The following is a 12,880-nucleotide window of genomic DNA, read 5'->3' on the forward strand; positions in this document are numbered from 1 at the left end:
CTCGTTATCATCCAAAATTTGCCATGAAGTTCTAAATAGACTCACGGTTAAATCCTTCCACCGGGGGCGGGGCTTAGTTAAATACTTAGCAGAACTCTGCGGTGTTAAGCTGAGCACCCCTGGCGATGTAAAGTCTACAACGTCGTTGGAAACTTACAAGTGTGAACTCCGTCAGGCTTATGAAAAAAAAAGACTTGTATACGCAATATTTAACAAATGTGTCGAAAAAATAATCGACATAAAATTCGGGAAACCGCATCAGACCAGCATTCTGCCTGTAATCATCCATAAAAACGGACAGATAAAAAAAATGCAAAAAAAATCCCAGGAAAATTCTTAATTTCGCTTAATGGTACAAATTCGAGTGAATTTTTAGCCCATTAAATTGTCCTGTTGGATGTAATGCGGTCTGAACTGGTCGCATAATGAACACCATTGCGTTACCTTCTTCCGCCGCGTTTTGTAAACGAGCATGTTCTTCTACGGACAATTCTTCGCTCAGCCAACCAATAACGACACTATAATTACCGGTACGTGATGCGCGAACCATCGAGTCGAGCATATCGCAGGGTGACATCTGGCGAAGCTGCATGACTTTTGTGAGCGGCAGACCAGAGGCCTGTACCCACTGGCGGCTTAACTTCTGCTGCGGCGTGAGCCACAGCTGCCAGCGAGACTGCTGACCTAACTGCTGTAACAATGGCAGCAGTAACAGCTGTGCCATCATCGGTTGATCTTCGCGATAGAGCACTTCACTAATTAAAGCGGCAGGGGTGCTGTTTACCGGAGTAAAAGCATGGGAAGCCGTTGTGGCGGCTGTGACAGAAGAACGATTTACGACACCAGAAGTATACATAGCTAATCCAACCTTGTGGGTTACTGTATGAATATACAGTACTACCCCAAAGTCTAAAGATCAACCTCATTTTCTGAAAGCATCTCGCAAAATTGCACAAGAAATACTCATGATGACAAATTCATCTTGCCGTACCGGTAGAACTTCCCTATGTTGCTTGTTATATGAACGATTAATAAATTTAATGTATTCATGTGCATGATTATTAAGGATTAATCATGAAGATTATCTCTTATAAACGGATTTACCAATCCCAGGAATATTTCTCGGTGTTGGGGAAAGTGAAGTCTCGGGCACTGTTTGGCGGCTATAGTCTGGCCGTCGACAATACCGTCTTTGCTATGGTCGCAGAAGGTGAGCTGTATCTGAGGGCGTGCGAAAAAAACGCCACCTATCAGGCCCAGCACTCACCGCCACTGTTAACGGTACGTAAACGAGGGCATGCGCAGCAGCTTAACTATTTTCGCGTCGATGAACGGCTGTGGTCGAATAGAGCAGAACTGCTTTTGCTTGGTCAGTTCGCGCTTGAAGATGCGCAAAGTGAGAAGCGTCGACGGCGGCATTTACGGCTCAAAGATCTTCCCAATCTCTCTTTTCATATGGAACTGCTGTTGCATGAAGCAGGTATTAAGGACGTCCGTACGCTGCGGCAAATGGGTTCTAAAACGGCGTGGATGCGGCTTCGGCAGTTACGTAAACAGCTGAGTGTGAATGTGTTGTATTCGCTGGAAGGGGCTATCATCGGTGTTCACGCCGCGGCGCTCCCGGCGAAAACGCGCCAGGAGCTGGAAACGTGGGTGCAAAATTACACCCAGAAAAGGTAATTAGCGCATCACCTGCTTCTGCAGACGGCAGATTTCAGGCAGCAGAGAAATCATCAGGCCGATTTGTTGCAGAACCAGTGGCTCTTTGCTGTCCGGACGAGGATCGAGATGATGGATCCTCGCCGCGAGCCCACTTAACGCCTGCTGAACCCGTTGTTCATCTGCGGGCTGATGATGCAGCGCATCGTCGACGTAGCAGACGGCGTCGTCCAGAAGCGCCAGAATCTCTGCGGTGGTCAGTTTTTCGCGATGGGCACCCAACGCCGAGATGTAGCTGGTGAGCGTGTGGTTCAGGCACAGTAAGCGGAACGCGGTTTCCCGCATTTCGGCGGTGACCTTCGGTTCGGTAGACATGTTGGATACCACCGAGGCCAGCTCAGCATCCCGATTATGCGCATCGCGGCGCGCAATACGGTAGGCCAGACGGTTATCGCGGCCCTGATGATACTGCTCGAGAATTGCATCCAGATAGCGACAGTTAGCGTCCACGGCTCGCTCCAGAACGCGCGGCAGGTTACGGAATTTCCAGTCTGGCCAGATAAAACTCACCGCCAGCCAGGCAATACCGCAGCCAATCAACGTATCCACCACGCGCGGCAACGCCACTTCGAACCCTTCGCCCAGCAGGTTAAAGCACAGGAGCACGAGCAGGGTAATAAACATCGTCGCGTGAGCGTATTGTACGTTGCGAAAAGCGAAGAACAGCACGCCTGTGACCACAATCAGTATAAGTTGCCCTTCCAGCGAGGGCACCAGCCAGAGAATCGGCAGGCCCAACGCTACGCCGACTAGCGTGCCGATAATACGCAGCGCCAGGCGATGGCGAGTGGCGTTGTAGTTCGGCTGGCAGACGAACAGGCTGGTGAGCAAAATCCAGTAGCCGTGCTGTAATCCGGTCAACTGGATAAAGGCATAGCCAACGCACAGCACCACCGACATGCGCACCGCGTGGCGGAACAGCGCGGACTCCGGCGACATATTACGACTCAGGCGTGAAAGAATATCGTCGAAACCGTGCAGGCTATCATCGGCAAGAACATTCTCCGTTTCGCTGTTCGTCTGCGACGGCGACTGTTCAGACTCAATAGTGGCGAGTTGGGCGTCGATGGCTCGCAGGTTGTTGAGCAGAAAACCCAGCGCTTTCATCTGCTCCGGCGCGGTACCGCTGGCGCGCACGCGATCCAGCGCGGCGTCCAGATGGGTAAAGGCGCGCTCAAAACGGGCGTCATGCTGATAAGGCGTGCGCAGCAAAATGGCCTTAGCCAGATCCTGACAGGCGATAGACTGCATTGAAAGCAGGCGCTGGAAGCGGAACATCACATCGCTGTAGCGGAACTGGTCGCGTAGCGCCTGATATTGTATATGCGATGAGCTGGCCCGCTCGTGGATATCCTGGGCGACAAAATAATAGTGCAGCGTACGACGGGTGCTGCGTTGGCCGCGGTCGCCGCGCAGACGCGTTAATAAAGACGCTTTCGTCTGATTGAGCGTCGACACCAGTTGCCCGTTTGCCAGCGCCAGCTCATACAGCGGCGCCTGATTATCGTCATCAAGATCGGGATCGAACAGGCGCGACTTCAGCTCCAGATAGCGGGCAAGCTGCTCGTAGCTGCGGGCGAGGTTATCCTGCAATGGGCGAATAGGAAATATCAGGTGCCCGGTCAGCGTCAGGACGTTATACCATACGGCCCCTGCAATCAGCAGCAGCGGCTGCTGATACCAGTGCGCGTAGAGCGATACGCCGAGCATCGTGTAAATGGCAATCAGCAGCGCGCCAAAGGCGATGGTGGCATAGCGCTGCCCCAGCCCGCCCAGCAGAATAAACCCGATGGTCGACACGGTGAGCCCCAGCGCAAACAACCAAGGCCAGGGAAACAGCACTTCAACCGATGCTGAAGCGATAAAAAAGCAAATCAGGGTAATAACCAGGTTACGTAGCCGCCCGGTCAGACGGTCGTCGAGATCCGTTAGCGCAGCGGCGACCACCCCAAGGGTGAGCGGGATGGTCAGCTTTGCATCGCCCAGCCACCAGGGCAGGGCGGTTGTGCCAATGAGCGCAATAAATATTCTGGCGTTGTACAGCCAGGTACTGTTCCATGTATAGCGGCGAAGCAGCGGGCTTAGCATAGCGGTTAAGAGTCCTGATTACTGAAAACGGCGACGGGCATTTGCTTCGCGCGCAGCGCGCGCCACTTCGACGGGCACCACCCGACGCCCAACTGGCCACAGGGCAATAGCGGCTATTTTAAAGTTCGCAATCCCGACCGGGATACCGATAATGCTGATGCATTGGGCGATGCCGGCCATAATGTGCGTCAGGCACAGCCACCAGCCAAATAGCACAAGCCACAGAATATTGAGCAGGGTGCCGCCCGCATTCATTACGCTACTTTTGGCCCCCGGTTCAAGTTCATCGACGTGCACCGCTTCGTTGCCGTACGGCACCAGCGACAGCTTAGTGATCTCCCAGCATGAGCGAGTCAGCGGCAGCGTAATAATCAGAACGATGCTGACGAGCGTTGCCAGCAGCCAGCCGAAAGTTGTCAGAAAACCACCTAATACAAAATTCAAAATATTCAGAACAGTACGCATAAATCCTCACTGCAGCGCTGTGAATAATAAGACCTGCTGATTGTAACGTTTTTTTAGGCTGGAGCACCTATTCTCTGGCGGTTACACTGTGAGATATCGAAAAAGTCAGGATTCGGCACGACATGGAATTAAAAGCAACGACGCTGGGTAAGCGCATGGCGCAGCATCCTTATGACCGGGTTGAGATCCTCAACGCGGGCGTACGGGTGTCCGGCCCTCAGCATGAATATCTCATTCCTTTTAATCAGTTACTGGCGATTAACTGCAAGCGTGGCCTGGTGTGGGGAGAGCTGGAGTTCGTGCTGCCCGAGAATAAAGTTGTGCGCCTGCACGGGACAGAATGGGGCGAGACGCAGCGCTTTCACCGTCATCTGTTGGGGCTGTGGCAGCAGTGGAGCGCGGAGATGAGTGACATCGCCGCCGGGCTGTTGGATGAACAGCTGGCGGTTATTGCCGGGAGCCGCGAAGAGAATCGCTGGTTGACTCGCCAGCAGGCGCAGGACATTCGTCAGCGGATCGTTAAGGCGCTGGAGGGTCTGCCGCTGCCGACAAACCGACTGGCAGAATTTGATAACTGCCGCGAGGCCTGGCGGCAGTGTCAGGCATGGTTGGCAGATAAAGAAAGCGGGCGCGCGCTACATAATCAGCGTTACACCGAAGCAATGCTGGAACAGTACAGCGACTTCTTTGCGCGTATAGAATCGTCACCGCTGAACCCGTCCCAGGCGCGTGCAGTGGTCAACGGCGAGCGTTCGTTACTGGTGCTGGCGGGAGCCGGTAGTGGTAAAACGTCGGTGCTGGTGGCGCGTGCAGGCTGGTTGCTTGAGCGCGGCGAAGCCTCGGCGGAACAGATTTTGCTGCTGGCCTTTGGCCGTAAGGCGGCTGAAGAGATGGACGAGCGCCTGCAAACGCGCCTGCATACCGATGCCATCACCGCGCGTACTTTCCATGCGCTGGCGCTGTCAATCATTCAGCAAGGCAGTAAGAAGGTGCCGGTCGTCAGTAAGTTGGAGAACGATGCTGCTGCTCGCGCTAAATTGTTTATCACGTGTTGGCAGCAGCAGTGCCGGGAGAAAAAAGCGCAGGCCAAAGGTTGGCGCTTGTGGTTACAGGAAGAGCTGGGCTGGGATGTAGAGGAAGACAGCTTCTGGGAAGATGAAAAAATCATCAAGCGAATGGGCAGCCGTCTTGACCGCTGGGTCAGCCTGATGCGTATGCATGGCGGTTCCCAGGCCGAGATGATTGCCGGTGCGCCGGAGGAGATTCGGGATCTGTTCGGCAAGCGGGTTAAGCTGATGGCGCCGATGTTGAAGGCGTGGAAAGCCGCGCTGAAAGCCGAAAATGCCGTCGATTTCTCCGGTCTGATTCACCAGGCGATTATCATCCTCGACAAGGGGCGCTTCGTCAGCCCGTGGAAGCATATTCTGGTCGACGAATTTCAGGATATCTCCCCGCAGCGTGCGGCGCTGCTGGCGGCGTTACGTAAACAAAACTCGCAGACTTCACTGTATGCCGTTGGCGATGACTGGCAGGCGATTTACCGCTTTAGCGGCGCGCAGCTGTCGTTGACCACCGCCTTCAACCACTATTTTGGTGAAGGGGATAACTGCGCGCTGGATACCACCTATCGCTTCAACAACCGCATCGGTGAAATTGCTAACCGCTTTATTCAGCAAAACCCGCACCAGCTGAATAAACCGCTGAACAGTCTGACCACGGGCGACAAAAATGCTGTCACTCTGCTGGAGGACGATAAGCTTGATGCGCTGTTTGATAAGCTCAGCGGCTACGTGACGCCGGACCAGCGTATACTGGTGCTGGCTCGCTATCACCACCTCAAGCCTGCCGCCCTCGAGAAAGCGGCCACGCGCTGGCCGAAGCTGAATATTGATTTCATGACCGTGCACGCCAGTAAGGGCCAGCAGGCGGATTATGTGATTGTACTCGGGCTACAGGAAGGTTTTGACGGTTTTCCGGCCCCTGCGCGTGAGTCGATTATGGAGCAGGCGTTGCTGCCTGAGCCGGAAGATTTCCCCGATGCTGAAGAACGGCGCTTGTTGTACGTGGCGATGACTCGCGCACGACTGCGCGTCTGGCTGCTGTTCAATAAGGCGCAGCCGTCGCCGTTCGTGGAGGTGTTAAAACAACTGTCGGTGCCGGTGGCGAGAAAACCGTAATCGAAGAACGGAGCCGACACCGCGTCGGCTCCGGGAACGTGAGGAATTATTTCAGGCGTTCTGCCAGATAGCGCTGATAGTCTGGGATCAGAATATCCACGGGTTCGCTGAAGTTCGGCGACTGAATAATAAAGTCGGCGGTGGCGGCATTGGTGGCTACCGGAATATTCCAGACGGTTGCCAGACGCAGCAGGGCCTTCACGTCCGGGTCATGGGGTACGGCGTTGAGCGGATCCCAGAAGAAGATCAGCACGTCGATTTTCCCTTCGGAGATCAGCGCGCCAACCTGCTGGTCGCCGCCCATCGGGCCGCTGAGCATCGCCTGGACTTCCAGGCCTGTTGCGCGTTGTACCAGGTTACCGGTGGTGCCGGTCGCTGACAGCGTGTGGTTTGCCAGGCAGGCCTGATGGCGCTGTACCCATTTCATCAGCATATCTTTGCAGTGGTCGTGCGCGACCAGCGCGATGTGTTTACGCGCCGGTAAGGTGCGTGTTGTCAGTTCCATGTGTCTTTCCCTGAGTGTTGAATCCAGACAGATTACTGCATGCGAATCAGGCTGCAAGCCCTGATTGGCAAAAATTTGACGCCCGACATTAGCGGACTAGCGTACACTTAAGTGATTGGCCAGGAGGATAATGATGACTGAAAACGAGATTGCCAGCATTTTGACGACCACGCGAACCATCGCGCTGGTGGGCGCCAGCGACAAGCCGGACCGCCCAAGCTACCGGGTGATGAAATACCTGTTGGATCAGGGCTATCACGTGATCCCTGTTTCGCCGAAGGTTGGCGGCAAAACGCTGCTCGGGCAGCAAGGCTATGCCACCCTTGCCGAAGTGCCAGAGAAGGTCGATATGGTTGACGTATTCCGCAATTCGGAAGCCGCGTGGGGCGTAGCGCAAGAGGCGATAGCCATCGGGGCGAAGACGCTGTGGCTGCAGCTTGGCGTGATTAACGAACAGGCGGCTGTGCTGGCGCGCAATGCGGGGATGCAGGTGGTGATGGATCGGTGCCCGGCGATTGAGATCCCTCGTCTGGGCCTCGCGAAATAAACGCGCGTGCTGAGAATACAAAAAAACCCGCATAGCGGGTTTTTTATTAACGCGGCAATCAGTTACGCAGCCGCGGTGCCTGTAGCTGTCGGCGGATGGTACGCGCCAGTTCATCCATCGTCGGTTGTTCGGGATGATCCTCGCTCGGCTCACTGCTCAACTGGGCTTCGGCCAGATAGGTATGCACCGGCTGACCTTCGTCATCCTCCATCACCACGTGATACCACGGCAACGCGCGTAGTTCGTCGTTAGCCGCCAGATCGTCGGGATCAGGATCGTCAAGCGAGTAAACCGGGTCGATATCTACCACCACGCCCAGATAGCCCAGCAGGGAGTGACGCACCTGCTGGCCGATACCGAATTTGCTGGTAATCATCATACTCACCTCCCGGGAAATGGCCTCTCTCTACTTCTACTATATATATAGACACCATTTCGCTTTTCAAGTTACATGACGCGGCAGGCAAATCCTTTCAAGTACAGTCCTTCCGGGTACGTCGCAATCACCGGGTGATCGGCTGCCTGACGGAACTGCTCTATAAATTGTACATCACGACCGGCATCTACAGCGGCGTCGGCAATGATTTTCTGGAATAAATCTGCGGTCATCAGGCCAGAACAGGAGAAAGTTAGCAACACGCCGCCCGGATTCAGTAACTGAATAGCCAGCATGTTGATGTCTTTATAGCCGCGGCAGGCGCCCATCAGCTGGCTTTTGTTTTCGACGAATTTCGGCGGGTCCATCACGATAACATCGAATTTCTCGCCCTGATCGCGATATTTACGCAGCAGTTTAAACACGTCGTCGCGCACGAACTCCGCTTTGCTCAGGTCGAGTTTGTTCAGCTCAACGTTCTGGCGCGCAACGTCCAGCGCTTCCTGAGACGTATCGACGCTGGTGACCTGGCGGCAGCCGCCCATCAGCGCCGAAACGGCAAAACCGCCGGTGTAGGAGAAGCAGTTCAGGACGCGTTTGTCTTCAACATAGCGGCGGGTCGCCAGGCGGCTATCGCGCTGATCGAGGTAATAACCGGTTTTATGGCCGCCCTGAATATCGACCAGCAGCTTCATGCCGTGTTCTTCAATCGGCAGCAGCGCTGGCGGCAATTCACCGGTCACTGGCCCTTGGGTCAGCTCCATGCCTTCTTTTTTACGCACCGCAACATCGCTACGATCGTAGATGGCGCATTCCGGGTAGAGGGTTTGCAGGGCGCTAATCAGCGCGGCGCGCTGGTATTCGGCACCGGCGCTCAGCAATTGCAGCACCAGGAAGTTGCCGAAACGGTCAATGGTGACGCCCGGCAGACCGTCAGATTCACCGGCGATCAGACGGTAGCTATCCAGCCCATCTTTTTTCGCCAGCCAGTCGCGCCAGCTTTGCGCCTGCTGAAGGCGGCGGACGAAGAAATCGATATCGATGCTTTCATTAGCGTCAAACGTCCAGACGCGAGCGCGGATCTGCGAGGCGGGGGAATACGCGCCGCGGGCTAACCATTTACCCTGATGGTCGACAATATCAATGGTCTCTCCAAGGCTGGCTTTGCCTTCCATGCGGGCAACCGCGCCGGAAAAGACCCAGGGATGACGGCGCAGCAATGATTTTTCGCGCCCTTTGGCTAACACTAAACGTACACTCATAGTTAATTTTCTGGCTGTTTGATGGAATCAGGCTGCATTTTCCCGACTTCCCTGCACAATTGCAACGCGCGAGGGCAGAATGTCGGGAGAAATGGCGCTACAGTTGAGACAGACAGAGGAGGAATAAAGATGGATAAGTGTGTGATTTGTTGGGTTTACGGTAAGGTGCAGGGGGTCGGCTTCCGCTTCTTTACTCAACAGGAAGCGCAGCGCCTTGGCCTACGCGGCTATGCGCTCAATCTTGATGATGGCAGCGTCGAAGTGGTTGCCTGCGGTAACGATGAACAGGTCGAAAAGCTGCTGGCATGGCTCAAGGCAGGCGGGCCGCGTAGCGCGCGGGTTGATAAAGTTCTGGCGGAACCACATCAACCCGAAAAAGCGTGGAGCAACTTCAGTATTCGCTATTAAATGCACTTCACCGGTTTTGGCAGGCCGGCGATTTTCGTTGCCTGTTTAGCCGGGCCTTTCGGGAACAGGCGGTATAAATAGCGGCTGTTGCCTTTCTCTTCGCCAAAGGTGTTGGCCATGGCTTTCACCAGCATGCGGATTGCCGGCGAGGTGTTGAATTCCAGGTAAAATTCGCGCACAAAGCGCACCACTTCCCAATGTTCAGGGCTGAGTTCAATGCCTTCGTTCGCGGCAATGGCCTCGGCCAATCCTTCGCTCCACAGAGTGGTGTCTTTCAGATAGCCTTCGCTATCGGTCTCAATTTCGGTGTTCTGATAGATAAGCATAATATTTCACACAACAAACAGATGGCGGGAAGTGTAGCAAATAAAAAGGCCCCGCATAAGCGAGGCCCTGATGTTGATGAGCAGGTAGGTTAGTCGCGGCTGGCGAAACCGAGGATGCTCAGCAGGCTGACAAAGATGTTGTACAGCGAGACGTACAGGCTAACGGTCGCGCGGATATAGTTGGTTTCCCCGCCGCGAATGATGTTGCTGGTCTCAAACAGGATGGCACCGGAAGAGATCAGGATAAACACCGCGCTAATGGCCAGGTGCAGCGCCGGCAGTTGCAGGAAGATATTAGCCACCATGCCAATCAGCACCACGACGATACCGGCCATCAGCATTCCGCCGAGGAAGGACATATCTTTGCGAGTGGTCAGCACATAGGCAGAACAGCTGAAGAACACCAGCGCGGTGCCGCCCAGCGCCATACCAATCACATCGCCCATACCCGCGGACAGGTAGGCGTTAAGAATCGGCCCGAGGATATAGCCCAGGAAGCCGGTAAAGGCGAAGGCAGACAGAATACCAACCGGTTTATCCGCCGTTTTATAGGTCAGGAACATCAGGCCGTACATGCCGACCAGCGTCAGAATTAAGCCCGGAGACGGCAGCCCCAGCACGGTGCTGGCGGTCGCGGTGATGGCGGAAAACGCCAGCGTCAGGCTCAGCAGGAAATAGGTGTTACGCAGGACTTTATGTGTGCTCAGCAGCGATGAGCGGTCACGCGATGAAGTAATTATGCGATCCATGAGTCACTCTCTTATGACAGATGTTATTAGTGGCACAGCATAAGAAATCTCTCTTTTATTCCCAAATCTTTTTACCCATCTTTACTCAGACTTCTGGCTCGTCACAGAAACACAATATAAAGCACGAAAGAGCGAGATCAATCTCTTATAGGTTATTGAAAGCACTTGCGTTATCAACCGTCTGTGCCAAGAGTGAACAGGGTTCTAACAACAAGGCAATGGAAATGAAATTATACAAACATAACAACATCACGATGGTTCTACTGGCAATGGGTCTGGCAGGGGCGGCGCAGGCCGCGACCGTGCCGGAAGGAACGCAGCTTGCTGACAAACAGGAGCTGGTGCGCAGCAACGGCAATGAGCCTGCTTCGCTCGACCCGCATAAGGTTGAAAGCGACGTTGAGTTTAATATCATCAGCGACCTGTTCGACGGGCTGGTGGCGGTGAAACCAGACGGCAGCATTGAGCCGCGGCTGGCGGAATCCTGGGAGAATAAGGACAACACCGTCTGGACTTTCCATTTACGCCCGGGCATTACATGGTCTGACGGTTCGCCCATCACCGCGCAGGATGTCGTCTGGAGCTGGCAGCGTCTGGTGACGCCAGCCACCGCGTCGCCGTACGCCAGCTATCCGGGCAACATGCATATTATGAACGCTGCCGATATTGCGTTGGGTAAGAAAACGCCGGATACGCTTGGCGTGAAGGCGATTAACGACACCACGTTGGAAGTGACGCTGACGCAGCCCACTTCCGCGTTTCTTGCCATGCTGGCGCACCCGTCCATGGTGCCGCTTGATAAAGTGCTGATTGGTCGCTACGGCGATAAATGGGTGAAGCCGGAACACTTTGTTGGCAGCGGCGCGTATCATTTATCTCAGTGGGTGGTGAATGAGCGGATCGTAGCCGAGCGTAATCCGCGCTACTGGAATGATAAGCAGACGGTGATTAATAAGGTGACCTATCTGCCTATCCGCTCCGAAGCGGCCGACGTTAACCGCTACAAGGCGGGAGAGGTCGATATTGTGTATACGCTGCCGATCAACCAGTTTAGCCAGTTGAAAAAAACCTTAGGCAGCGAGGTGGACGTGTCGCCGCAGCTGGCAACCTATTACTACGAGTTCAATACCACCAAAGCGCCGTTTAACGATGCCCGCGTACGCCGTGCGTTGAACATGGCGCTGGATAAAGACATCATCGCCGATAAGGTCATGGGGCAGGGGCAGCGGCCGGCGTGGGTAATCAGCCAGCCGGAGATTGGCGGCGTGAATCTGAAGGGCCCGGATTACGCATCATGGCCGCGCGATAAGCGAATTGCTGAAGCGAAAAAACTGTTGGCGGAGGCCGGGTTTAACGACGCGCATCCATTATCATTCAATTTGCTCTACAACACCTCTGAATCACACCAGCGGGTGGCGATTGCGGCTTCTTCAATGTGGAAGAAAAATCTCGGCGTCGAAGCTAAGCTGCAAAACCAGGAGTGGAAAACCATGCTGGATGCGATGCATACGGGTAACTTTGACGTTGTGCGCTACGCGTGGATCGCCGACTACGATGACGCTTCCACTTTCCTGAACACCTTCCGTACCGGCGACAGTGAGAATACCGCAAAGTACAGCAACCCGGATTATGACGCCGCGCTGCTCGATGCAGCGAAAACACAGGACGCTGCCCAGCGCGCCCGTGACTACCAGAAAGCAGAAGATCTATTGGCGCGCGATGTGCCGGCCATTCCGGTCTATCACTATGTGCGCACGCATCTGGTGAAACCGTGGGTAGGCGGTTTTACCCCTGACCGCCTGGGGTATTACTACACCAAAGATATGTTTATCAAAAAACATTAAGCAGGATGAGGGCGGGAAAAGCGTTTTAAAACTAGCCATTTTGTTGTTTTTTCAGACGAATAACAACTTTTTGGCTGTTTTTCAGGCAAACGAACGTTTTGGTGCTTTACAGGTCCGTTCGGGATGTTTATAGTGCGCCTCATTGGAAGCGTGGCCGAGCGGTTGAAGGCACCGGTCTTGAAAACCGGCGACCCGAAAGGGTTCTAGAGTTCGAATCTCTACGCTTCCGCCAAATACTAGCCCCGAGCAACTTTGTTGTTCGGGGCTTTTTCGTTCCTGCGATTTTCTCTTCAGTTTTTCCTGTGCCCGCCATCGGCCTTGAGCAATAAGGCGTCGATCTACCACCAATAAATGCGGTGTCTTTTATCGTCGGGAAGCGCAATGCGCGCGGAGTGGAGCGTCATTCGCAAGGGG

The 12,880-nt window shown here is 54.5% G+C and carries 13 protein-coding genes and 1 tRNA gene; 6 read left to right on the top strand and 8 right to left on the bottom strand.

The window, feature by feature from the left end; translation table 11 throughout:
- Window positions 1–346: 346 nt before the first annotated feature.
- Window positions 347–856, bottom strand: coding sequence for an SOS-induced cell division inhibitor SulA (sulA, locus tag K7B04_RS13710; protein ID WP_163448561.1), 510 nt, complete (start codon window positions 854–856; stop codon window positions 347–349).
- A gap of 218 nt (window positions 857–1,074) precedes the next feature.
- Here sulA and K7B04_RS13715 point away from each other — a divergent pair, with 218 nt between their 5' ends.
- A complete protein-coding gene (locus K7B04_RS13715) occupies window positions 1,075–1,680 on the top strand; it encodes a TfoX/Sxy family DNA transformation protein (protein ID WP_223802252.1) in 606 nt (201 codons plus the stop codon).
- Here the strand turns inward: K7B04_RS13715 and yccS are convergent, their stop codons facing one another.
- Complete coding sequence (gene yccS, locus K7B04_RS13720) at window positions 1,681–3,807, bottom strand: YccS family putative transporter (protein ID WP_167576274.1); 2,127 nt, start codon at window positions 3,805–3,807, stop codon at window positions 1,681–1,683.
- A gap of 18 nt (window positions 3,808–3,825) precedes the next feature.
- Complete coding sequence (locus tag K7B04_RS13725; RefSeq protein WP_223802253.1) at window positions 3,826–4,272, bottom strand: YccF domain-containing protein; 447 nt, start codon at window positions 4,270–4,272, stop codon at window positions 3,826–3,828.
- A gap of 122 nt (window positions 4,273–4,394) precedes the next feature.
- Between K7B04_RS13725 and helD the strand changes: the two genes are divergently transcribed.
- Window positions 4,395–6,449: a DNA helicase IV gene (helD, locus tag K7B04_RS13730; protein WP_223802254.1), complete on the top strand. Its 2,055-nt coding sequence runs from the start codon at window positions 4,395–4,397 to the stop codon at window positions 6,447–6,449.
- Between the two features lie 46 nt (window positions 6,450–6,495).
- Here the strand turns inward: helD and mgsA are convergent, their stop codons facing one another.
- A complete protein-coding gene (gene mgsA / locus K7B04_RS13735; protein ID WP_064548873.1) occupies window positions 6,496–6,954 on the bottom strand; it encodes a methylglyoxal synthase in 459 nt (152 codons plus the stop codon).
- Between the two features lie 133 nt (window positions 6,955–7,087).
- Here mgsA and K7B04_RS13740 point away from each other — a divergent pair, with 133 nt between their 5' ends.
- Entirely contained in the window at window positions 7,088–7,501 is a 414-nt protein-coding gene (locus K7B04_RS13740) for a CoA-binding protein (protein WP_064548875.1), read from the top strand.
- Window positions 7,502–7,559: 58 nt separating this feature from the next.
- On the opposite strand, the gene hspQ is transcribed toward K7B04_RS13740, so the two are convergent.
- Window positions 7,560–7,877, bottom strand: a complete 318-nt coding sequence (hspQ, locus tag K7B04_RS13745) for a heat shock protein HspQ (protein ID WP_064548889.1) — start codon at window positions 7,875–7,877, stop codon at window positions 7,560–7,562.
- Between the two features lie 71 nt (window positions 7,878–7,948).
- Entirely contained in the window at window positions 7,949–9,139 is a 1,191-nt protein-coding gene (gene rlmI / locus K7B04_RS13750) for a 23S rRNA (cytosine(1962)-C(5))-methyltransferase RlmI (protein WP_163448573.1), read from the bottom strand.
- Window positions 9,140–9,268: 129 nt separating this feature from the next.
- On the opposite strand from rlmI, the gene yccX reads away from it, so the two are divergent.
- Complete coding sequence (gene yccX / locus K7B04_RS13755; RefSeq protein ID WP_163448574.1) at window positions 9,269–9,547, top strand: acylphosphatase; 279 nt, start codon at window positions 9,269–9,271, stop codon at window positions 9,545–9,547.
- Here yccX and tusE read toward each other — a convergent pair.
- A complete protein-coding gene (gene tusE, locus K7B04_RS13760) occupies window positions 9,544–9,873 on the bottom strand; it encodes a sulfurtransferase TusE (protein WP_064548881.1) in 330 nt (109 codons plus the stop codon). The two genes, yccX and tusE, sit on opposite strands and share 4 nt — an antisense overlap.
- An 89-nt stretch (window positions 9,874–9,962) precedes the next feature.
- On the bottom strand, window positions 9,963–10,622 hold the full coding sequence (gene yccA, locus K7B04_RS13765) for an FtsH protease modulator YccA (RefSeq protein ID WP_064548883.1): 660 nt from the start codon (window positions 10,620–10,622) through the stop codon (window positions 9,963–9,965).
- 224 nt (window positions 10,623–10,846) lie between these two features.
- Here yccA and K7B04_RS13770 point away from each other — a divergent pair, with 224 nt between their 5' ends.
- Both K7B04_RS13770 and K7B04_RS13775 read left to right on the top strand, forming a co-directional pair.
- Window positions 10,847–12,466, top strand: a complete 1,620-nt coding sequence (locus tag K7B04_RS13770) for an ABC transporter substrate-binding protein (protein ID WP_223802255.1) — start codon at window positions 10,847–10,849, stop codon at window positions 12,464–12,466.
- A gap of 144 nt (window positions 12,467–12,610) precedes the next feature.
- Window positions 12,611–12,698: transfer RNA gene (locus tag K7B04_RS13775), tRNA-Ser, on the top strand.
- Window positions 12,699–12,880: the final 182 nt, after the last annotated feature.

It is taken from the genome of Kluyvera sp. CRP (assembly GCF_019930565.1).
Lineage (GTDB): Bacteria > Pseudomonadota > Gammaproteobacteria > Enterobacterales > Enterobacteriaceae > Kluyvera > Kluyvera georgiana_A.